The organism is Saccharothrix sp. HUAS TT1 (genome assembly GCF_040744945.1).
Taxonomy (GTDB): Bacteria; Actinomycetota; Actinomycetes; order Mycobacteriales; family Pseudonocardiaceae; genus Actinosynnema.
Window position 1 is genome coordinate 891,593 of the sequence record NZ_CP160453.1, and the last position, 19,050, is coordinate 910,642.

The 19,050-nt window shown below is 71.6% G+C and carries 23 protein-coding genes; 9 read left to right on the plus strand and 14 right to left on the minus strand.

All coding sequences use genetic code 11. The annotated features are described in order from the left end of the window. Positions 1 to 82: 82 nt before the first annotated feature. The 3 genes from AB0F89_RS04340 to AB0F89_RS04350 form a co-directional block, all read right to left on the minus strand. Positions 83 to 1,396, minus strand: a complete 1,314-nt coding sequence (locus tag AB0F89_RS04340; protein WP_367132765.1) for a citrate synthase — start codon at positions 1,394 to 1,396, stop codon at positions 83 to 85. Between the two features lie 268 nt (positions 1,397 to 1,664). Further along, positions 1,665 to 2,603, minus strand: coding sequence for a carbohydrate kinase (locus AB0F89_RS04345; protein ID WP_367132767.1), 939 nt, complete (start codon positions 2,601 to 2,603; stop codon positions 1,665 to 1,667). After that, positions 2,600 to 3,196 (minus strand): TetR/AcrR family transcriptional regulator, encoded by a 597-nt coding sequence (locus AB0F89_RS04350; protein WP_367132769.1) that lies wholly within the window; start codon positions 3,194 to 3,196, stop codon positions 2,600 to 2,602. Before AB0F89_RS04350 ends, AB0F89_RS04345 begins: the two co-directional genes overlap by 4 nt. Before the next feature lie 111 nt (positions 3,197 to 3,307). Here AB0F89_RS04350 and AB0F89_RS04355 point away from each other — a divergent pair, with 111 nt between their 5' ends. After that, a complete protein-coding gene (locus AB0F89_RS04355; RefSeq protein WP_367132771.1) occupies positions 3,308 to 4,447 on the plus strand; it encodes an acyl-CoA dehydrogenase family protein in 1,140 nt (379 codons plus the stop codon). A gap of 126 nt (positions 4,448 to 4,573) precedes the next feature. Here the strand turns inward: AB0F89_RS04355 and AB0F89_RS04360 are convergent, their stop codons facing one another. Both AB0F89_RS04360 and AB0F89_RS04365 read right to left on the minus strand, forming a co-directional pair. After that, a complete protein-coding gene (locus tag AB0F89_RS04360) occupies positions 4,574 to 5,764 on the minus strand; it encodes an amidohydrolase (protein WP_367132773.1) in 1,191 nt (396 codons plus the stop codon). 19 nt (positions 5,765 to 5,783) lie between these two features. Then, positions 5,784 to 6,662 (minus strand): aldose 1-epimerase family protein, encoded by an 879-nt coding sequence (locus tag AB0F89_RS04365; RefSeq protein ID WP_367132775.1) that lies wholly within the window; start codon positions 6,660 to 6,662, stop codon positions 5,784 to 5,786. 68 nt (positions 6,663 to 6,730) lie between these two features. On the opposite strand from AB0F89_RS04365, the gene AB0F89_RS04370 reads away from it, so the two are divergent. From AB0F89_RS04370 to AB0F89_RS04380, 3 genes are read left to right on the plus strand one after another with little or no spacing between them, the layout of a single operon-like run. Then, positions 6,731 to 7,279 (plus strand): TetR/AcrR family transcriptional regulator, encoded by a 549-nt coding sequence (locus tag AB0F89_RS04370; protein ID WP_367132777.1) that lies wholly within the window; start codon positions 6,731 to 6,733, stop codon positions 7,277 to 7,279. Positions 7,280 to 7,281: 2 nt separating this feature from the next. Beyond that, on the plus strand, positions 7,282 to 8,106 hold the full coding sequence (locus AB0F89_RS04375; protein ID WP_367132779.1) for an MBL fold metallo-hydrolase: 825 nt from the start codon (positions 7,282 to 7,284) through the stop codon (positions 8,104 to 8,106). 52 nt (positions 8,107 to 8,158) lie between these two features. Then, a complete protein-coding gene (locus AB0F89_RS04380) occupies positions 8,159 to 8,449 on the plus strand; it encodes a YiaA/YiaB family inner membrane protein (RefSeq protein WP_367132781.1) in 291 nt (96 codons plus the stop codon). An 88-nt stretch (positions 8,450 to 8,537) separates the two neighbouring features. Here AB0F89_RS04380 and AB0F89_RS04385 read toward each other — a convergent pair whose 3' ends face one another. Both AB0F89_RS04385 and AB0F89_RS04390 read right to left on the minus strand, forming a co-directional pair. Next, complete coding sequence (locus AB0F89_RS04385) at positions 8,538 to 9,920, minus strand: APC family permease (RefSeq protein WP_367132783.1); 1,383 nt, start codon at positions 9,918 to 9,920, stop codon at positions 8,538 to 8,540. Between the two features lie 77 nt (positions 9,921 to 9,997). Beyond that, positions 9,998 to 10,228, minus strand: coding sequence for a hypothetical protein (locus AB0F89_RS04390; RefSeq protein WP_367132785.1), 231 nt, complete (start codon positions 10,226 to 10,228; stop codon positions 9,998 to 10,000). A 94-nt stretch (positions 10,229 to 10,322) separates the two neighbouring features. Between AB0F89_RS04390 and AB0F89_RS04395 the strand changes: the two genes are divergently transcribed. Both AB0F89_RS04395 and AB0F89_RS04400 read left to right on the plus strand, forming a co-directional pair. Continuing rightward, the gene (locus tag AB0F89_RS04395; RefSeq protein WP_367132787.1) at positions 10,323 to 11,162 is read left to right on the plus strand and encodes a helix-turn-helix domain-containing protein; all 840 of its coding nucleotides are present in this window, start codon (positions 10,323 to 10,325) and stop codon (positions 11,160 to 11,162) included. Between the two features lie 12 nt (positions 11,163 to 11,174). Next, entirely contained in the window at positions 11,175 to 11,339 is a 165-nt protein-coding gene (locus AB0F89_RS04400) for a DUF397 domain-containing protein (RefSeq protein WP_367132789.1), read from the plus strand. Here the strand turns inward: AB0F89_RS04400 and AB0F89_RS04405 are convergent. Further along, entirely contained in the window at positions 11,287 to 12,546 is a 1,260-nt protein-coding gene (locus AB0F89_RS04405; protein ID WP_367138703.1) for an MFS transporter, read from the minus strand. The two genes, AB0F89_RS04400 and AB0F89_RS04405, sit on opposite strands and share 53 nt — an antisense overlap. A 133-nt stretch (positions 12,547 to 12,679) precedes the next feature. Here AB0F89_RS04405 and AB0F89_RS04410 point away from each other — a divergent pair, with 133 nt between their 5' ends. Both AB0F89_RS04410 and AB0F89_RS04415 read left to right on the plus strand, forming a co-directional pair. Next, positions 12,680 to 13,255 (plus strand): GNAT family N-acetyltransferase, encoded by a 576-nt coding sequence (locus tag AB0F89_RS04410; RefSeq protein WP_367132791.1) that lies wholly within the window; start codon positions 12,680 to 12,682, stop codon positions 13,253 to 13,255. Next, complete coding sequence (locus AB0F89_RS04415) at positions 13,240 to 13,503, plus strand: hypothetical protein (RefSeq protein WP_367132793.1); 264 nt, start codon at positions 13,240 to 13,242, stop codon at positions 13,501 to 13,503. The genes AB0F89_RS04410 and AB0F89_RS04415 overlap by 16 nt, the downstream gene beginning before the upstream one ends. 84 nt (positions 13,504 to 13,587) lie before the next feature. On the opposite strand, the gene pdxH is transcribed toward AB0F89_RS04415, so the two are convergent. Continuing rightward, positions 13,588 to 14,244: a pyridoxamine 5'-phosphate oxidase gene (gene pdxH / locus AB0F89_RS04420; protein ID WP_367132795.1), complete on the minus strand. Its 657-nt coding sequence runs from the start codon at positions 14,242 to 14,244 to the stop codon at positions 13,588 to 13,590. Positions 14,245 to 14,416: 172 nt separating this feature from the next. Beyond that, positions 14,417 to 15,154, minus strand: a complete 738-nt coding sequence (locus AB0F89_RS04425; RefSeq protein WP_367132797.1) for an urease accessory protein UreD — start codon at positions 15,152 to 15,154, stop codon at positions 14,417 to 14,419. Positions 15,155 to 15,258: 104 nt separating this feature from the next. Here AB0F89_RS04425 and AB0F89_RS04430 point away from each other — a divergent pair, with 104 nt between their 5' ends. Further along, positions 15,259 to 15,738 carry a DUF4232 domain-containing protein gene (locus AB0F89_RS04430; RefSeq protein WP_367132799.1) on the plus strand — a complete coding sequence of 160 codons (480 nt, stop codon included), beginning with the start codon at positions 15,259 to 15,261 and terminating at the stop codon, positions 15,736 to 15,738. Here the strand turns inward: AB0F89_RS04430 and ureG are convergent. The 4 genes from ureG to AB0F89_RS04450 are packed head-to-tail and all read right to left on the minus strand — an operon-like array spanning position 15,708 to position 19,048. After that, a complete protein-coding gene (ureG, locus tag AB0F89_RS04435) occupies positions 15,708 to 16,379 on the minus strand; it encodes an urease accessory protein UreG (RefSeq protein ID WP_367138705.1) in 672 nt (223 codons plus the stop codon). The genes AB0F89_RS04430 and ureG overlap by 31 nt on opposite strands. 13 nt (positions 16,380 to 16,392) lie before the next feature. After that, entirely contained in the window at positions 16,393 to 17,043 is a 651-nt protein-coding gene (locus tag AB0F89_RS04440) for an urease accessory protein UreF (protein WP_367132801.1), read from the minus strand. Then, entirely contained in the window at positions 17,043 to 18,740 is a 1,698-nt protein-coding gene (locus AB0F89_RS04445; protein ID WP_367132803.1) for an urease subunit alpha, read from the minus strand. The genes AB0F89_RS04440 and AB0F89_RS04445 overlap by 1 nt, the downstream gene beginning before the upstream one ends. Next, positions 18,737 to 19,048: an urease subunit beta gene (locus AB0F89_RS04450; RefSeq protein ID WP_367132805.1), complete on the minus strand. Its 312-nt coding sequence runs from the start codon at positions 19,046 to 19,048 to the stop codon at positions 18,737 to 18,739. Before AB0F89_RS04450 ends, AB0F89_RS04445 begins: the two co-directional genes overlap by 4 nt. Between the last annotated feature and the right edge of the window lie 2 nt (positions 19,049 to 19,050).

Below are 19,050 nucleotides of genomic sequence, written 5' to 3' on the forward strand. Positions count from 1 at the left end.
GCAGCGCCGACGTCGAGCAGTGCCCGCCGACGGGAGAGGCCCGCACCGACGGGTGTCGGCGCGGGCCTCCGGGCGCGGTGGGTCAGCGCTGGTCGAGCGGCACGAAGTCGCGCTCCGGCGAACCGACGTAGACCTGCCGCGGGCGGCCGATCTTGGTGGCCGGGTCGGAGATCATCTCGCGCCAGTGCGCGATCCAGCCGGGCAGCCGGCCCAGGGCGAACAGCACGGTGAAGAACTTCGTCGGGAAGCCCATCGCGCGGTAGATCAGGCCGGTGTAGAAGTCGACGTTCGGGTACAGCTTGCGCTCGACGAAGTAGTCGTCGGCGAGCGCCGTCTCCTCCAGGGCCTTGGCGATGTCCAGCAGCTCGTCGGACGCGCCCAGCTTGCCCAGGATCTCGTCGGCGGTCTTCTTGATGATCGCCGCGCGCGGGTCGTAGTTCTTGTAGACCCGGTGGCCGAAGCCCATCAGGCGGACGCCGTCCTCCTTGTTCTTGACCTTCTTCACGAACGAGGAGACGTCACCGCCCTCGCGCCGGATCTTCTCCAGCATCTCCAGCACCGCGGAGTTCGCGCCGCCGTGCAGCGGGCCGAACAGCGCGTTGATGCCGGCCGAGATGGACGCGAACAGGTTCGCCTCCGAGGAGCCGACCAGGCGAACGGTCGACGTGGAGCAGTTCTGCTCGTGGTCGGCGTGCAGCACGAACAGCAGGTCGAGCGCCCGCACCAGGTCGGGGTCGACGTCGTAGGGCTCGGCCGGGAAGCCGAACGTCATGCGCAGGAAGTTGTCCACCAGCCCCAGGGAGTTGTCCGGGTACAGGAACGGCTGGCCCACGGACTTCTTGTAGGCGTACGCCGCGATGGTGGGCACCTTGGCCAGCAGGCGGATCGTGGAGATCTCGACCTGGTTGGCGTCGAACGGGCTGAGGCTGTCCTGGTAGAACGTCGACAGCGCGGACACCGCCGAGGACAGCACGGGCATGGGGTGGGCGTCACGCGGGAAGCCGTCGAAGAACCGCTTCAGGTCCTCGTGCAGCAGCGTGTGCCGGTTGATCTTGGAGGAGAACTCCTCCAGCTGGGCCTGGGTCGGCAGCTCGCCGTAGATCAGCAGGTAGCTGACCTCGTTGAAGTTCGACTTCTCGGCGAGCTGCTCGATCGGGTAGCCGCGGTAGCGCAGGATGCCCGCGTCACCGTCGATGTAGGTGATCTCGGAGGAGCAGGAAGCGGTGTTGACGAACCCGCTGTCCAGCGTGACCAGACCGGTGTTGGCCAGCAGCTTGCCGAGATCGACACCGGGCGCACCCTCGGTGGCCGGCACGACCTTCATCTCGTGCTCTCCGCCCGGATGGCGCAGCGCGACGGTACGGGTGTCGTTCGGCGCAGTCGTCGCGTCGGGCATGCAGAGTCCCTCTCACGCTAGGGCGGGGTGGCTCATGCGGGTCTCGCACGCGGGCGCGCGGACGTCGGACCGCCCCGCACCGCAGCACCACCCCGTTGGGGTCCTGTCAGTTCTCCCACGCTAGTCAGAGGACGACCCGCCGCGCAGCCGCGGTGTGAACCGATTCTGCGAGGCCGGACCGGCATCACATCCGGATGCATGGGTGGCTAGCGTGCATCCCCCACCGTAGCCCTTCGGGGCTGTTCCTCCACCTCACGAGGGGTGAGAGCTAGGTCATCCCCAACTCTCGGCTGAACGGCGGTTCGGCGCCGGCGCGGGAGCACGTGATGGCCGCGGCGGCGCCCGCGTAGGACAGTGCCGCACGCCACGTTTCGCCCGGGAGACCCCGGACGGCCTCGACGGACAGCGCGTCGTGGTGGTGCAGCCAGGCGAGCAGCGCGCCCTGCACGGTGTCGCCCGCGCCGATCGTGTCGACCACGTCCACCGGCGTCGGTGGGACGCGGATCACGTCACCGGCGGCCGTCAGCACCGCCAGCCCGTCACCGCCCCGGGTCAGCACGACGGCGGCCGGTCCGGCGCCCTGCCAGTCGCGCACGACGTCCAGCACGTCGTCCTCCGGCGCGTCCTCCGGCAGGTCCGCCAGCCACCGCGCGTCCTCCACGGACACCTTGAGCAGACCGACGTGCGGCAGCCACGAGTCGTACCGGTCGCGGTAGGCCACCGGGTCGTGGATGAGGCTCGCACGGATGTTCGGGTCCAGCACGGTGAGCGCGCCGCGCTCGGCCTCGCGCCACAGCACGCGCTCGTAGGTGCTCGCGCCGGGCTCCAGGACCATCGAGAGCGTGCCGAACGACACCGCCCTGGTGCCGGCGGGCAGCGGGCCCGGGTCGGTCACCTGGCGGTCCGCGGTGCCCTCGACGTAGAACGAGTAGCGCGCCGAGCCGTCGTCGGCCAGGCCGACCACCGCCAGCGTCGTGGGCTGGTCACCGCGCTGCACGAGGTCCGTGCGCGCGCCGGAGGCGTGCAGCCGCTCGACCAGCCGGTCGCCGAACAGGTCGGACGACACCCGGGAGAGGAAGCTCACCGGCGCGTCCAACCGCCCGGCGGCCACGGCCACGTTGTACGGCCCGCCACCCAGCCGCGGCGCGAGGGTGCCCTCCGCCGTGGGCACCAGGTCGACCAGTGCCTCACCTGCGACGACGATCACGACTGGCTCCGTTCTCTGCGCAACCCGTCCAGCAGCAGTTCGCCCAGCGCGGTGAACGCCTCGGCGTCCGAGACGCCCGCCCGCCTGGTCAGCACACCGGTCTGGATGCCCTCGATGAGCAGACCGGCCATCTCGGCGATCAGGGTCGCATGCACGTCCCGGAACACCCCGTCGCGCACGCCTTCCTGGATGAACTCGCTGATCCGCTCGGCCGCGGCGCGGGCGTTGCGCTCGTAGGTGGCGCGGGTGGGCGCGAACGCGGACACGTCGGTGATGAACTGCGCCGACGCGCGTCGCAGCTCCTCCGCCGCGCCCGCCAGGTACGTGCCGACGCGGGCGCGCACGTCGGTGACGCCGGCGATGCGGTGCTCGATCCGCTCGGCCGCGCCCTTGAAGTACCGGCCGACGACCTTGACGGCCAGCTGCTCCTTGCTCGCGGCCAGCGCGTACAGGGTGGACTTGGAGCAGTGCAGGCGCGCGGCGAGGTCGTCCAGGGTGAAGTGCGCGAAGCCCTCGGCGAGCACCAGCGACTCGAGCCTGCCCAGCAGCTCCACCTGCCTGGGCGTCGGCGGTCGACGTGCGATCGAGGTCACGAGCGGAACTCTTTCACAGTGCCGGGGGACAGTACTGACGTACGTCCTGCAGTACTGTCGAGAGTACCGTCCCGACCTGGACGCCACCGACGCCGCACCCGGAGGTCGACGATGCCCGCCGAACGCCTGCTGCCCACCACCGAGGCCGAGGACCTGCTCGCCCTCGTGCGCGAGATCGCCCGCGACGAGCTGGCGCCGCACGCGGCCGACGCCGAGGAGCACGAGCGGTTCCCGCGCGACGAGTTCCGGCTGCTCGGCAAGACCGGGCTGCTCGGGCTGCCGTACCCGGAGCGGTTCGGCGGCGGGGAGCAGCCGTACGAGGTGTACCTGCAGGCGTTGGAGGAGGTCGCTTCGGCGTGGATGTCGGTCGCGGTCGGGCTGTCGGTGCACGTCATGTCCAGCTACGCGCTGGCGACGTTCGGCACCGAGGAGCAGCAGTCGCGCTGGCTGCCGGACGCGCTGGCGGGCGACCAGCTGGGCGGGTACGCGCTGTCGGAGGCGCACGCCGGGTCGGACGCGGGGGCGTTGTCGACGCGGGCCGTCCGGTCGGGTGACCACTACGCGGTGAACGGGACGAAGGCGTGGATCACGCACGCGGGCGTCGCCGACTTCTACACGTTGATGGCGCGCACGTCCGACGACGGCGGCAAGGGCGTCAGCTGCTTCTTCGCCCCGGGCCGGGTCCCCGGCCTGACCGCCGCGAAGCCGGAGCGCAAGATGGGGCTGACCGGTTCGGTGACGGCGCAGCTGACGTTCGAGGACGTCCGGGTGGACGCCGACCGCCTGATCGGCGCCGAGGGCGACGGCCTGAAGATCGCGCTGTCCGCTTTGGACTCCGGTCGGCTCGGGATCGCCGCCTGCGGCGTGGGCCTGGCGCAGGCGGCGCTGGACGAGGCGGTGGCGTACGCCAAGCAGCGCACCCAGTTCGGCCGCGCGATCATCGACTTCCAGGGCCTGGAGTTCCTGCTGGCCGACATGGCCGCCGCCGTCGAGTCGGCCCGCGCCACCTACCTGGACGCCGCCCGCCGCCGCGACCGCGGCCTCCCGTTCCGCCGCCAGGCCGCGATCGCCAAGCTGGTCTGCACCGACGCGGCGATGAAGGTGACCACCGACGCCGTGCAGGTGCTGGGCGGCGCCGGCTACACCCGCGACTTCCCCGTGGAGCGCTACATGCGCGAGGCCAAGGTGCTCCAGATCTTCGAGGGCACCAACCAGATCCAACGCCTCGTCATCGGCCGCTCCCTCCGCTGACCCGAGAGTCCTACCTTCACGCCGCGAGAGTCTTACGTTCGCGACACCCGAGTTCAACGCTCAGCGTTGAACTCAGGTGCTCTGGACGTAGGACTCTCGCGGGCTGGAGGTAGGACTCTCGCGGGGTTATTCGGTGTAGAAGGGGTTGGTGACGATTTCCTCGCCGTCGGAGTAGCGGTAGACCTCGCGGCCTTCGACGTAGACCTTCAGGGCGCGGCTCATCACGTCCAGGGGGTCGCCCGACCAGATGACGACGTCGCCGTCGAGGCCGGGGCGCAGGGAGCCGACGCGGTCGTCCAGGCCCATGATCCGGGCCGGGTTGGTGGTGATGGACTCCAGGCCGACCTTCGGGTCCAGGCCTTCCTTCACCGCCAGCGTCACCTGGTGCACCAGGAAGTGGATCGGCACGACGGGGTGGTCCGTGGTGATCGCGATCTGCACGCCGGCGCGCGCCAGGATGCCCGGGTTGCGCAGCGAGCGGTTGCGGACCTCGACCTTCGAGCGGGACGTGAACAGCGGCCCGATGATCACCGGGATCTCACGCTCCGCCAGCACGTCCGCGATCAGGTGACCCTCGGTCCCGTGGTTGACGATCAGCCGGTAGCCGAACTCGTCGGCCAGCCGCAACGCCGTCGCGATGTCGTCCGCGCGGTGGCAGTGCTGGCACCACGGCAACTCGCCGGACAGCACCTCGGCCAGCACCTCGGACGTGGTGTTCCGCTCGAACGCCCCGTCCGCCTCGTCCCGCTTGGCCACGTAGTCCTGCGCCTTGGTGAACGCGTCGCGGATCACCGCCGCCACGCCCTGACGGGTGGACGGCAGCTTCTTCTGGTCCCCGTACACGCGCTTCGGGTTCTCGCCCAGCGCGCTCTTCACGCTGACGGGGTTGCGCAGCAGCATCTCGTCGGCCGTGCGGCCCCAGCACTTCACCGCCACGGTCTGGCCGCCGATGACGTTGCCCGAACCGGGCTTCACCACCGCCGTCGTGACGCCGCCCGCCAGGGCGTCGGCGAAGCCCTGGTCGGCGGCGTTGATCGCGTCCAACGCGCGCAGCCGGGCGCCGTTGGGGTCGGTCATCTCGTTGGTGTCCTGCCCGGCCCAGCCCTCGCCCTCCTCGTGCACGCCGAGGTGGCCGTGGGCCTCCACGAAGCCGGGCAGCACCCAGCAGCCCGCCGCGTCCACGACCGGGACGCCGGCCGGCACCTCGACGTCGGCGCCGACCGCGACGATCTTCCCGTCCTGGACCAGGACCGTGCCGCCGTCGATCGGCTCACCGACCACCGGCACGACGTGCCCACCCGTGATTGCGACGTTCATAGTTAGCGACGCTAACGGCCTACGACAGCGGGCGCAAACCCCACCGGCCGGCCCACGACTCGCCCGGCTCCAGCCACAGCAGGTCGATCCCGCTGTTCAACGCGTCCGGCGGGCACGTCATCGGCTCGATGGCCACCGCACGCCCCCGACCTGGGAAGTCGTCCGGCGTGTAGACCTGGACCCACTTGAAGTCCGGGTCCGCCCACACCTCGACGCCGCCCGCCGGGCCCTTCAGCACGTGCCGCACCAGCCCGTCGACGGGCTCGCAGCCGCCGAACGCGGTGTCCAGCTTCACCCCTTCGAGCAGCCGTGCCACCCGGAAGTCGTACTCGGTTCCCTCGACCGGGACGGCCGGGCCGTTCGGGATCATGGTCTGCGCGTCCACCGGCAGCACGGTCGAGGCGGCCAGCGACAGGGACGTCTCGTCGGTCGCCGACGCCCCGGCGCGCGGGTACGGGTGCGTCCCCACCCCGAACGGGGTGCGCTTGTCACCCACGTTGGTGACGCCGTGCGAGACGGACAGGCCGTTCTCGTCCAGCGCGTAGGTGATGGTGGTGCGCAGCTCGACCGGCCAGCCGAAGCCCACCACCGGCGTCTCCAGCGAGATCAGCGACCCGGTGTGCTCGACGGTGCCCCAGATCGCCCGGCGCACCAGGCCGTGGATGGCGTTGCCCCGGGCCGGTTCGCCGATCTCCAGCTGCTGCTCGACGCCGTCGAGCGTCCACTTGCCACCCGCCGTGCGGTTGGGCCACGGCACGAGCACCGCGCCGCTGCCCATGGGCGGCTCGTCCGCGTCGTACGCCTCCACGTACGGCACGCCGCCGACCTCGTAGGACTTCAGTCCCGCACCCTCGGGTGCGATGACGGCGCGCGCCGCGCCGTGGGCGATCTCCAGCATGGGTCAGGAGCGTATCCGAGCGGACCTGCGCTTGACTTGGTTACTAGACCGGTCTCTATAGTAAAACCATGCCGAAACGGACCGACACCCGACAGCGGGTGGTGCGCACGGCGGCCGAGCTGTTCCGGTCGCAGGGCTACCACGCGACGGGCCTGAACCAGGTCCTCGCCGAGGGCGGTGCTCCCAAGGGGTCGCTCTACTTCCACTTCCCGGGCGGGAAAGAGCAGCTGGCGGTCGAGGCGGTGGCGTTGGCGGGCAACGACCTCCGCGCCGCGCTCACCGCCGTCCTCGCCGCCGAGCCGGACCCGGCGAAAGCGCTTTCCCAAGCCTTGGAACTGCTCGGCGGACAGCTGCTGGCTTCGGACTTCCGCAACGGCTGCCCCATCGCCACGGTGGCGCTGGACGCGGCGTCGGACAGCGAGCCGATCCGCGCCGCGTGCGACGAGGTCTACCGGTCGTGGCACCAGGTCATCGCCGAGCACGTGGGCGACGACGACCTCGCCACGGTCGCGCTGGCCGCCATCGAGGGCGCGCTGCTGCTCGCCCGCACCCGCCGTTCGCTCGACCCGCTGCACGCCGTCGGCGCCCGCCTGGGCGCCTTGCTGGGAAGGCCGTGACCATGAGGGTGCACCACCTGAACTGCGGCACGCTGCGCCCGTTCGGCGGGGGGCTGGTGAGCGGTGGCGGTTCCTGGTTCGGCGCCGCCGAGCTGGTCTGCCACGTGCTGCTGCTGGAGACCGACGACGGCTTGGTGCTGGTGGACAGCGGTCTGGGCGTGGACGACGTGCGGCGGCCCTCAGAGACGCTGACGCGGGGCTGGCGGGTCGTGTCCCGGCCCGTGCTGGACGAGTCGGAGACGGCCGTGCGGCAGGTGGAGGCGCTGGGGTTCGCCGCGTCGGACGTGCGGGACGTCGTGCTGACCCACCTGGACCTCGACCACGGCGGCGGTCTGCGCGACTTCCCGGGCGCGCGGGTGCACCTGTCGGCGGAGGAGCTGGCGGCGGCGACGCGGCCGGGCAGGACCGGCAACGACCGGGTGCGGTACCCGGACGGGCAGTGGGAGCACGGGCCGCGGTGGGTGCCGCACGAGACGACCGGTGAGGCGTGGTTCGGCTTCACGGGCGTGCGCGAGGTCCGGCCGGACGTGCTGCTGGTGCCGTTGTTCGGGCACACGCACGGGCACGCGGGGGTGGCGGTGCGCGTCGGTGAGCGATGGCTGCTGCACGCGGGCGACTCGTACTTCTTCCACGGCGAGGTGGAGGCGGCTCCGCACTGCCCGCCCGCGTTGGCGTTCGTGCAGAAGCGGATGGAGGTCGCGCCGGCGTTGCGCCTGGCGAACCAGGAGCGGTTGCGGGAACTGGTGCGCGACCACGGTGACGTGGTGGACGTGTTCAACGCGCACGACGCCACCCACCTGCGCCGACACCAGGGCGTCACCGCTTGATCGAGTAGTCGTACTCATGACACCGGGGCCGGTCGGCGGGGACTCTTCACCCATGACCGCGAAGCCGCACTCGCCGACCACCAACGCCTTCTACGCGCAGGCGGTGATCTCGTTCGCCATCTCCCTGGCCGCCGTCGGCCTCGGGGTGGCCTACCTGCCGGTGGACGGCTGGGTGCGCGCGTTCCTGGCGCTCGGCCTGCTGTTCACCGTCACGTCGGCCTTCACCCTGGCCAAGTGCGTCCGCGACCGCCAGGAGGAGACCTACGTGGTGAGCCGCGTGGACCAGGCCCGGCTGGAGAAGCTGCTGGCCGAGCACGACCCCTACCGGGTGGAAGCGGCCTGACCCGACGCCGTTGGGGGGCGATCGGGTCGGCGGGGGGCGGCGGCGCCGGGAATCCCTGCGCCGCCACCTCGTCGCGCCGGCCGGGTGGCTACTTGGCCAGCTTCTCCGCGTCGAACTCGACCTTGCCGTGCACCAGCCGGTTGATGACCCACAGCACCACGCCGGCCGCGAGCAGGTAGAGCGCGATCTCGTAGTCCGCCGACGCCCGACCCGACAGCGGGCTGGCCAGGTACGCGCACGTGATCGCGCCGAGCACCGGCACCCACGTCGGCGCGCGGAAGTGCTCGTGGTCGGCCTTGTCCTTGCGCAGCACCAGGACGGCGACGTTGACGATGGTGAAGACGACGAGCAGCAGCAGCGCCGTAGTGCCGCCGAGCTTGGCGATGTCGGTGGTGAGCACCAGGATGATCGCGACGCCCGAGGTGAAGACGATCGAGATCCACGGCGTGCGGCGGAACGGGTGCACGGTGCCGAACGCCTTCGGGATGATCCGCTCGTTCGACATGCCGTAGAGCAGCCGGCTGGCCATCAGCATGTTGATCAGCGCCGAGTTGATGACCGCGAACAGGCCGATCAGCGAGAAGACCCACAGCGGGAAGCCCGGCGCGCCCACCTGGACGACCTTGAGCAGCGCCGAGGACCCGGCCTTGGACAGCTCGTCGGCGGGGATGAGCAGCGACGACGTGATCGCGACCAGCACGTAGATCAACGCCGCGATCACCATGCCCCACAGCATCGCGCGCGGGAAGATGCGGACCGGGTCGCGGCACTCCTCGGCCATGTTCACCGAGTCCTCGAACCCGACCATCGCGAAGAACGCCAGCGCGGTGGCGGACGTGACGGCCACCAGCGCGCTCTGGCCGGGCGCCGGGTCGACCTGCGTGAGCCGCGAGGCGTCGCCGTCGCCCGCCAGCACCGCGTAGACGCCGATCGCGATGATGATCACCAGGCCGGACAGCTCGATGCAGGTCAGCACGACGTTGGCCTTGACCGACTCCGAGACGCCCCGGAAGTTGATCGCGGCCAGGCCGATGATGAACAGCACCGCGACCAGGCTCGCGGACACCGTGAACGTGTCCGAGAAGAACTCCTTGATGACCGACTGCAGGTAGGTGCGCCCGAACGCGAGCGCGGCGGACGACGCCGACGTGATGCCCGAGCTCATCACCGCGAACGCCACCATGAAGGTGAGGAACTGGATCTTGAAAGCCCGGTTGGCGTACAGCGCCGCGCCGGCCGCCCTCGGGTACTTGCCGACGAGCTCCAGGTAGCTGAACGCGGTCAGGAACGCCACCACGAACGCGACCAGGAACGGCAGCCACAGCGCGCCGCCGATCTTGCCCGCGACGTTGCCCGTGAGGGCGTAGATGCCGGTGCCGAGGATGTCACCGACCACGAAGAACAACAGCAACTTCGGACCGATGGCCCGCTTCAGTTCCGGTTGCGCCGGTGCGCTCGTCGCTTCCGCCATGCCGAGTGAGTGTGCCGGACCACAATTGCGCCGGGTAGTCGAACGCGCACAGCTTGGGCAAGTCTTGATACTTCAGGTCACGAGTCGTGACGCAGGTCCGCCTCCACACGTGAGACGGCCTCGTCCAACGCCTCCCGCAGCGCCGCGATCTGAGCCGGTTCCAGGCGGACGGTGTCGGAGCCGGTGGGCAGGAACAGGTCGATCCCGCCGTCCTGCACCTCCAGCGACATCACGTCCTCGTGGTCGGAGTAGCACCGCAGCAGCCACTCCCGCTTCGGCACGGTCACCTTGATCATCGATTCACCCATGGCCCGAATCATGCAAGCTTGCGATATTTCTCTCAACTACCCGATCGGGTGACCACCCTTCCGAGTGGGGCGGCACATCCCTACCGTTGATCACATGCCACGTCGTTCCGAAGCGTCCGTCCGCTCGCGCCGCCTGGCGTTCACCCTGCGCAAGCTGCGCCGGGCCACCGGCATGACCGGGGCGGACGTCGCCAAGGCGGTCGAGATGTCCGCCAGCAAGATCAGCCGGGTGGAGAGCGCCGAGAGCGGCATCTACCTGGACGACGTCGAGAAGCTGCTCGACTTCTACAACGTCACCAAGAAGCAGCGGGTGCAGCTGCTCGACCTGGCCCGGCACGCCGAGCAGCGCGGCCTGCTGCGGGTGAGCAGCGCCCACTTCCCCGAGGACTGGCAGACCTGGGCCGACTTCGAGGACGAGGCCAACGGACTGCTCAACTACGAGCCGTTGACGATCCCCGGCCTGCTCCAGACCGCCGAGTACGCGCGGCACATCATCTTCGCCACGGGCCACGCCCTGGACGACGACCAGATCGAGCGGCTGATCTCCAGCCGGATGGCCCGCCAGGGCCTGCTCACCCGCGCCAACCCGCTCCGCCTGCACGCGATCATCGAGCAGGGCGCCCTGGAACGCCAGTTCGGCGACCCGCACGCGTACGGCCGCCAGGTCCGCCACATCATGGACATGGCGGCGATGCCGAACATCACGGTCCAGGTGATCCCGACCGAGGCGGGCCTGCACCCCGGCCTGAACGGCGCGTTCGTGATCCTGAAGTACGACGACGACCCCAGCCTGGTGCTGCTGGAGAACAAGATCGCCAGCCACTTCCTGGACGAGCCGGACCAGATCAGGCTGTACGAGGACACCTGGGGCGTCCTGCGCGACGTGGCCTTCAGCGTCGAGGAAACAGCGACTTACCTGAAGGGGCTCGCGTGACAAGATAGGCGCATGACCCTGTGGCGGAAGAGTTCTCGTAGCAACAGCACCGCCAACTGCGTCGAGGTGGCGCACGTCGAGGCACGGGTGGCGGCGCGGGACTCGAAGAACCCCACGCCGACCATCACCGTTCCGGCGCACTCGTGGGCCCGGTTCCTCCAACGGCTTCAGGCGTGAACCGGTAGCGCTTGATCGCCGGGATGGCCACCACGGCCAGCCCGGTGGCCACCACGACCAGCACGCCGCCCAGCGCGGTCGCGTTGCCGGGGCCGATCACGGCGCCCGTGGTGCCGTGCAGCAGGTCCGCCAACCGCGGCCCGCCCGCGACCACCACGATGAACACGCCCTGCATCCGGCCGCGCATCTCGTCCGTCGCCGCCGACTGCAGGATGGCGCTGCGGAACACCATGCTGATCATGTCCGCCGCGCCGCCGATCGCCAGGAACACCACGGCCAGCCAGAGCGCGTGCGACAGGCCGAAGCCGATCATGGCCACGCCCCACGCCACGATCGCGAGCACCACCCCCATGCCCTGCCGCGTCACGCGCGACGTCCAGCCCGACGTGAGGCCGCACAGCATCGCGCCCAGCGGGATCGCGGCGAACAGCAGGCCCAGCGCCAACCCGCCGCCCGGCGGGTCGCCGAACGTGTTCTCGGCCATCTCCGGGAACAGCGCGCGCGGCATCCCGAACACCATCGCGATGATGTCCAGCAGGAAGCTCGCCAGCAGGATCTTCTGCACGGCCAGGTACCGGAACCCGTCGACCACGTCCCGCAGCCCGGCCCGCCGCGACGTCCCGCTCAGCGGCGGCAGCGGCGGGAGCTTCCAGACCGCCCAGATGGTCAGGGTCAGCGCGATGGCGTCGACCAGGTACAGCGTGGAGAGGCCGACGACCGGCATCAGCGCGCCCGCGAGCATGGGCCCGAAGACGCCGCCGAACATCATCACCGTCGCGCCGAGCGCGGTGGCGGCCGGGACCTGGTCGGCGGGCACGAGCCGGGGGATGGACGCGGTGCGGGCGGGGGCGTTGGCGGCGAAGAAGACCTGTTGCAGGCCGAGCAGGGCGATCACCAGCCACACCGAGTCCGCGTGGAACGCCGCCTGGAGCCACAGCAGCACGGACGTCACCGCGATGCCGGTGTTGGTGACGACGAGCAGCTTGCGCCGGTCCACCACGTCCGCGATCGCGCCGCCGTACAGGCCGAAGACCAGCAACGGCACCAGCGCCACGCCCGCCGACACCCCGACCCAGCCCGACGAGCCGGTCAGGTCGTACACCTGCTTGGGCACCGCCACCGCGGTCAACTGGCTGCCGATGGCCGTGACGATGGTCGAGAGCCACAGCCGCCGGTAAGCCACGACCTTCAGCGGTCGGGTGTCCATGGCAATCTTCCCGAGCACTCTCCGCACGGTCGTTAGCGTACGGCAACTAACAACTTCTTTATCGAGATGTCGAACACGCTGCGTGAGGTAAGAGGAAGCGACAGCCGGAGGTGCGGGCACTACCGTCCGGCGGGTGGACGGACTCACCTGGCGCCCGCTGACCACCGCGGACGCCGAGGCGTCGGCCGACCTCCTCAACGCCATCGAGGTCGTGGACCGGATCGGCGAGAACTACACCGCGGCGGACACCCTCCAGGAGCTGGTCGACCCCTGTGCGGACCTGGAGCGCGACAGCCTCGCCGCCTTCGACGGCGACGTGATGGTCGGCTACGTGAAGGTCCGCTACAAGCCGGTCGCCGAAGAGGTCCACCGGGTCTTCCTGGACGGCGGCGTCCACCCCGACCACCGCCGCCGGGGCGTCGGCGCGAAGCTCCTGGAGGCCGGGGTGGAGTCGGCGAAGGCCCCGCACGCCCTGCACCACCCGGCGCTGAGGCTGGCGATCGACGTCCACAAGCCCGAGCACATCGCCGGCCTGGCCGACCTCGTGCGCTCCCGGGGCTTCACGCCGGTCCGCCACTACCGGCACATGGAGCACCCGCTCGGCGACGCGATCCCCGACGCGCCGATCCCCGACGGGCTGCGGGTCGAGCCCTGGTCGGAGGGCGCTGACGAGGACTTCCGGGCGGGACTGCGGTGGGCGTCCTGGTGACCATGTGGTGGGAGGCCGACACGGCGGCGACCGGCGTCCGCGACGCGCGCTTCATGGTCGTCGGAACGCTCAGGGAGCACCGCCGCCGGGGCGCTGGTCGGGCACGCGCTGCGGGCCGCCGCCGACCGGGGTTACGACCGGGCGAGCCTGAGCGTGGACGCGGCGGGCCGTCCGGGGCGTCCGGCGTGTTCGAGGAGGCCGGTTTCACGCCGACGATGCGGTACGTGCGCTGGGCGCTGGAGTTCTGACGCGGTCGGGGGCGAGCACGGCCGCCGACGTCGAACGAGCCCCGCGGCGGTGTGGCGCCACGGGGCTCGTCCGGCACAGCAGACCTACGGGGCGACGCGCTGGAGCTCCCAGCCGTCGCGGCCGAGGCGGAAGCGGAGGCGGTCGTGCATGCGGTCGCGGCGGCCCTGCCAGAACTCGACCTCTTCGGGGCGGATGCGCCAGCCGCCCCAGTGCGGCGGCACCGGCACCCGGTCGGCGTCGGCGAACTGGCGCTCGACCTTGTTCAGCGCGCTCTCCAAAGTGGAGCGCCCGCCGACGACGCGGGACTGCGGGGACGCCCACGCGCCGAGCTGCGAGCCGCGCGGGCGGCTCTCCCAGTAGTGGGCGGTCTCGGCCGGACCGACTTTCTCGACCGTGCCGCGCACGTGCGCCTGCCGCTGCATCGCGAACCACGGGAACGTGGCCGACGCGTACCGGGTGGCCATCAGGTCGTGGCTCTTGGTCGACGTGTAGTTGGTGAAGAACACCAAGCCGCGCGCGTCCAGGCCCTTGGCGAGCACCGTGCGGGACGACGGGCGGCCCTGGGTGTCGGAGGTGGCGAGGACCATCGCGTTCGGCTCGGGCAGGCCGGCGCCGGCCGCCTGGTCCAGCCACAGCTGCAACTGCTCGTGCCAGCTGGCCGCGAGGTCGCTCTCCGTGAGCGAGCCGTGTTCGTAGGACACCCGCATCGACGGCAACGCGATGTTCGTCGTCTCCGACATCCCGACCTCCCGGAGCGTGCTTTCGGCCTGGCCAAGGCGCTTGTGGCGCTTTGGCGATCCCGCGACCGTACGGGTTTCGCGCCCAGGGCGAAACCGCCTGCGTGGTGATGACCGCCACCCGATCCGTGACTTTCGGTGTGGTCCCCGTCTCGGAATCGAGTACGAGATCGAGTCAGAACGCGCTGAACCCGGGGTGCCTGGCCCGCGCGGCGGCCAGCGCCCGGTCGACGGTCACCGCGTCGTCACCCAGCGCGGTGGCCAGGCTGCCGCCGCGGGCCAGCGGGACCAGCGACCACCACGGCTCCGAAACCGCTCCCGGCGGGTCCTCGCCCCAGCACAGCAGCTCCGTCCCGAGCACCCGGCGACCGGCCAGCCCGGCGGGGCTTTCGTCCACTTCGGGCGTTCCGACCCGGGTCGTCTGCTTGACCAGGGGCCCGCCCCGGCGGACGTCGAGCGTCGAGGCGAGCGAGCCCGGCCGCTCGTTCGAGCGACCCAGCACGAGGACTTCCCGCACCCGCAGCCGAGCGCCATCGCCCAGCACAGCCCGGAAAACCGCTTCGTGGCACGCCCGCGCGGTGACGACGGTCGGCTCCGGCAGGTACGCCAGCGACGCGCCGTCGCCCAGCTCCACCTCAACCAGCGCCCGGCCGGGGCCCGCGTGCCGACCGGGCAGCACGAGCGTCGCCGCCACCCCGCGCAGCTCCAGCGACGCGCCGGGGCCGACCACCACCCGCAGCTCCAGGTCGTCACCGCCCAGCGGCGCGGTCACCGCGCTCACCAGGTGCACGAGCGCCGTTCCGCCGTCACCCCGGCGCGGCACGAGCCGCAGCGGCGCCATGGACCTCAGTTGGCGCACCACGGTTCGCCCGTTCGGGTCGCGTTCCACGACCAGGTGAGCCCGTGCCCTCATCGGGGCAACCCCAGTGACCCCCGACACGTCCCCGGATCGGGTGGAACTTCCACCCGCGAATCTCGGGGGAGATCGTGATGAGGAGATTTGTCGCAACAGTCGCGGTGACAGCCGCCGTGCTCGTCACCGGGGGAACCGCCGTCGCGCAGGCGGCCGAGGTCGGCACGTGCGGGTCGGCGGACCTCGACATCGCGTTCGGCCGCGTGGAAGGCGCGGCGGGCACGGTGTACCGGGAGGTCGTGCTCACCAACCGGGGTCCGGGCGCGTGCGTGCTGCGCGGCTTCCCCGGTGTGTCCTATGTGGACTACCAGGGCCGTCGGGTGGGCGCGGCGGCCGAACGGGTCGGCGCGCGGGGGCCGCTGCTGACCCTCGCGCCCGGCGGTCGGGCGGTCTCGGACGTCGGGTTCGCCCGGGTCGACAACTTCGACCCGGACGCGTGCCGCAAGACGGCCGTGCGGGGCATCCGCGTGTACCCGCCGGACGCGACCGTGCCGCTGCACCTGCCGATGACCGACCAGCACGGCTGCGCGGGCGACGTCAGCCCGTTCGGGCATCAGCTGACCGTCGCGAGCGTGCGCAGCTGAGCGCGCACCCACTCGGCCACCGCGGGCGCGCCCGGTGTGTCCACGAGGGACTGCGAGATCACCGGTAGCTCACCGCGCATCCGGTGGGCGTCGGCCGTCATGACACCGAGGTCGGCGCCCACCATGGGCGCGAGGTCGGTCTTGTTGATCACCAGCAGGTCCGCCGTGGTGACACCGGGGCCGCCCTTGCGCGGCACCTTGTCGCCGCCCGCCACGTCCACCACGAACACCTGCCGGTCCACCAGGCCGCGGCTGAACACGGCGGTCAGGTTGTCGCCGCCGCTCTCGATGATCACCAGCTCCAGGCCAGGGAACCGGTGCTCCAGCAGCTCGACCGCGTCCAGGTTGGCGGTGATGTCGTCGCGGATCGCGGTGTGCGGGCACGCGCCGGTCCGCACCGCCTCGATCCGGTCGACGTCGAGCACCCCGGCGGCGCGCAGGAAGTCGGCGTCCTCGGTCGTGTAGATGTCGTTGGTGACGACGGCGAGGTCCACCTCGCCGCCGAGCGCGCGGCACAGCGCGGCGGTCAGCGCGGTCTTGCCGCTGCCGACCGGTCCGCCGATGCCGAGCCGGACCGCGCGACGACCGTGGTCGTGCGGGTGGTGCGGGTCGTGACCGGCGTCGGTCGGGTCGAGGTTCACCGGGTGCACGTGGTCAGCTGACAAAGAGACGCACCTCTTCCGAGTGGTGCCGGTCGTGCGACTCGGCCAGCAGGTCCAGGCCGGGCGCACTCGGCGCGGGCAGGTCTTCGGGCGGGGCGCCCGCGTGGTCGGCGGCCGTCGCGGCCACCGCGTCGATCTCCGGCGCGAGCCGCGCCAGCACCGCGTTCACCCCGAGCGGGTCGAGGCCGAGCAGCCGGATCGCGCCGGTCGCCGGTCCGGTCACCGCGTGGTAGGCCACGGTCTGCGCGGCCTCGAACGGCTCGCCGACGAGCACGCCGACGATGATCGGGTGGTGCGGCCGGGGCGTGACGCGCAGCAGCTCGTCCAACGCCGCCGACGGCCACGCCCGCCTCGCCGCGCGTGCGACGCCGCGGCCCTGCACGCGGGACGCGTCGCGCTGGGCGGGCGACGGCGTGCGGGCGTCCAGCTCGGCGTCCAGCTCCGCCCACCGGCCGCGGGTGGCGGCGGCGGCGAACACCGCGCCCAACGCGCCCGCCGTGCGCAGCCTGCCGAGCAGGAACGACCGCAGCGACGGCTCGTCGGTCACCAGCCGCCGCGCCACGGCCTCCTCCAGCCCGCCCGAGTGCGCGTGACCGCCGCCGGGGAAGCGGGAGTCCGCGAGCATCAGCGCCGCGAGGTTCATCAGAACAGGAAGTAGCGCTGGGCCATCGGCAGCTCCGCCACCGGGTCGGGCTCGACCAGCTCGCCGTCGATGCGCACGGCGAAGCTGTCCGGGTCGACCTCCACCCGCGGCATCGCGTCGTTGAGCACCATGTCCGCCTTCGTGACGCCCCGCGTGTCCCGGATCGGCACCAACGGCCGCGCCAACCGCAGCACGTCCGCCAGGTCCGCGTCGACCGCCTGCTGCGACACGAAGTGCACGCTGCTCCGCGCCGCCGAGTGCGCGCCGAACATCGGCCGGGCGAACACCGGCTGCGGCGTCGGGATGGACGCGTTCGCGTCACCCATCGCCGCGTGCGCGATGAACCCGCCCTTCAGCACCACCGACGGCCGCACGCCGAAGAACTTCGGCTCCCACAGCACCAGGTCGGCCAGCTTGCCGACCTCCACCGACCCGACCTCGTGGTCGATGCCGTGCGCGACGGCCGGGTTGATCGTGTACTTGGCCACGTACCGGCGGGCCCGCAGGTTGTCCGCCACCTCGCCGTGCCGCCGCTGCATCACGTGCGCGGTCTGCCAGGTCCGGATGATCACCTCGCCGACCCGGCCCATGGCCTGCGAGTCCGAGCTGATCATCGAGATCGCGCCCAGGTCGTGCAGCACGTCCTCGGCGGCGATCGTGGTCGGCCGGATGCGGCTCTCGGCGAACGCCAGGTCCTCGGGCACCGACGGGTTGAGGTGGTGGCACACCATGAGCATGTCCAGGTGCTCTTCGAGCGTGTTCACCGTGTGCGGGCGGGTCGGGTTGGTCGAGGACGGCAGCACGTTCGGCTCGGACACCACCCGGATGATGTCCGGCGCGTGCCCGCCGCCCGCGCCCTCGGAGTGGTAGGCGTTGATCGACCGGCCGGCGATCGCGGCCAGGGTCGACTCCAGGAAACCGGCCTCGTTCAGCGTGTCGGTGTGGATCGCGACCTGCACGCCCGACTCGTCGGCCACCCGCAGGCACGCGTCGATCGCCGCGGGCGTGGTGCCCCAGTCCTCGTGCAGCTTGAACCCGCCCGCGCCACCGGCCAGCTGCTCGCGCAGCGCGTCCTCGCGGGTCGTGTTGCCCTTGCCCAGCAGCAGCACGTTCACCGGCAGGTGGTCCAGCGAGGCCAGCATCCGGCCCAGGTTCCACGCGCCGGGCGTCACCGTGGTGGCCTTCGTGCCCTCGGCGGGACCCGTGCCGCCGCCGATCAGCGTGGTCAGGCCGGACGCGACGGCGGTGTCCACGATGCCGGGGGTGATGAAGTGCACGTGGCAGTCGATGCCGCCCGCCGTCAGCACCTTCCCGTTGCCCGACAGCACCTCGGTGGACGGGCCGATGACCAGCGCCGGGTCGACGCCGTCCATGGTGTCGGGGTTGCCCGCCTTGCCGATGGCCGCGATCCGGCCGTCGCGCACGCCGACGTCCGCCTTCACCACGCCCCAGTGGTCCAGCACGACCGCGCCCGTGATGACGAGGTCCGGCGCGCCCTCCGCCCGGGTGGCCACGCCCTGGCCCATCGACTCGCGGACCACCTTGCCGCCGCCGAAGATCACCTCGTCGCCCGCGCCCGCGCCGCGGCTGCGGTCCTCGGTCACCTCGATCAGCAGGTCGGTGTCGGCGAGCCGGATCCGGTCGCCGACCGTCGGCCCCAGCAGTTCCGCGTACCGGCGGCGGCTGACCCCGCTCACCGGTCCAGCTCCCCCGCCCACTCCGGCCGCAGGCCGGGCACCCGCCGCGCCCCCGCGATCGGCACCAGGACGACCTCCCGCTCCACGCCGGGCTCGAACCGCACCGCCGTGCCCGCCGGGACGTCCAACCGCTTGCCCCACGCGGCCTCGCGGTCGAACTCCAGCCCGGGGTTGACCGCCGCGAAGTGGTAGTGCGACCCGACCTGCACCGGGCGGTCCGCCGCGTTGACCACGACCAGCGTCGTGCGCGGCCGTCCGGGGTTCAGCTCGACCGGCTCGTCGCCGGTGATGATCTCGCCTGGGCGCATCA

Excerpts from the sequence above, each read along its gene's own strand:
- AB0F89_RS04370 (WP_367132777.1), top strand. The coding sequence starts at position 6,731 with ATGCCGAAACGGACCGACACCCGACAGCGGGTGGTGCGCACGGCGGCC.
- AB0F89_RS04450 (WP_367132805.1), bottom strand. The coding sequence starts at position 19,048 with ATGCGCCCAGGCGAGATCATCACCGGCGACGAGCCGGTCGAGCTGAAC.
- AB0F89_RS04385 (WP_367132783.1), bottom strand. The coding sequence starts at position 9,920 with ATGGCGGAAGCGACGAGCGCACCGGCGCAACCGGAACTGAAGCGGGCC.
- AB0F89_RS04400 (WP_367132789.1), top strand. The coding sequence starts at position 11,175 with ATGACCCTGTGGCGGAAGAGTTCTCGTAGCAACAGCACCGCCAACTGC.
- AB0F89_RS04440 (WP_367132801.1), bottom strand. The coding sequence starts at position 17,043 with ATGAACCTCGCGGCGCTGATGCTCGCGGACTCCCGCTTCCCCGGCGGC.
- AB0F89_RS04360 (WP_367132773.1), bottom strand. The coding sequence starts at position 5,764 with ATGAACGTCGCAATCACGGGTGGGCACGTCGTGCCGGTGGTCGGTGAG.
- AB0F89_RS04340 (WP_367132765.1), bottom strand. The coding sequence starts at position 1,396 with ATGCCCGACGCGACGACTGCGCCGAACGACACCCGTACCGTCGCGCTG.
- AB0F89_RS04365 (WP_367132775.1), bottom strand. The coding sequence starts at position 6,662 with ATGCTGGAGATCGCCCACGGCGCGGCGCGCGCCGTCATCGCACCCGAG.
- AB0F89_RS04380 (WP_367132781.1), top strand. The coding sequence starts at position 8,159 with ATGACCGCGAAGCCGCACTCGCCGACCACCAACGCCTTCTACGCGCAG.
- AB0F89_RS04425 (WP_367132797.1), bottom strand. The coding sequence starts at position 15,154 with ATGAGGGCACGGGCTCACCTGGTCGTGGAACGCGACCCGAACGGGCGA.
- AB0F89_RS04405 (WP_367138703.1), bottom strand. The coding sequence starts at position 12,546 with ATGGACACCCGACCGCTGAAGGTCGTGGCTTACCGGCGGCTGTGGCTC.
- pdxH (WP_367132795.1), bottom strand. The coding sequence starts at position 14,244 with ATGTCGGAGACGACGAACATCGCGTTGCCGTCGATGCGGGTGTCCTAC.
- AB0F89_RS04355 (WP_367132771.1), top strand. The coding sequence starts at position 3,308 with ATGCCCGCCGAACGCCTGCTGCCCACCACCGAGGCCGAGGACCTGCTC.
- AB0F89_RS04395 (WP_367132787.1), top strand. The coding sequence starts at position 10,323 with ATGCCACGTCGTTCCGAAGCGTCCGTCCGCTCGCGCCGCCTGGCGTTC.
- AB0F89_RS04390 (WP_367132785.1), bottom strand. The coding sequence starts at position 10,228 with ATGGGTGAATCGATGATCAAGGTGACCGTGCCGAAGCGGGAGTGGCTG.
- AB0F89_RS04375 (WP_367132779.1), top strand. The coding sequence starts at position 7,282 with ATGAGGGTGCACCACCTGAACTGCGGCACGCTGCGCCCGTTCGGCGGG.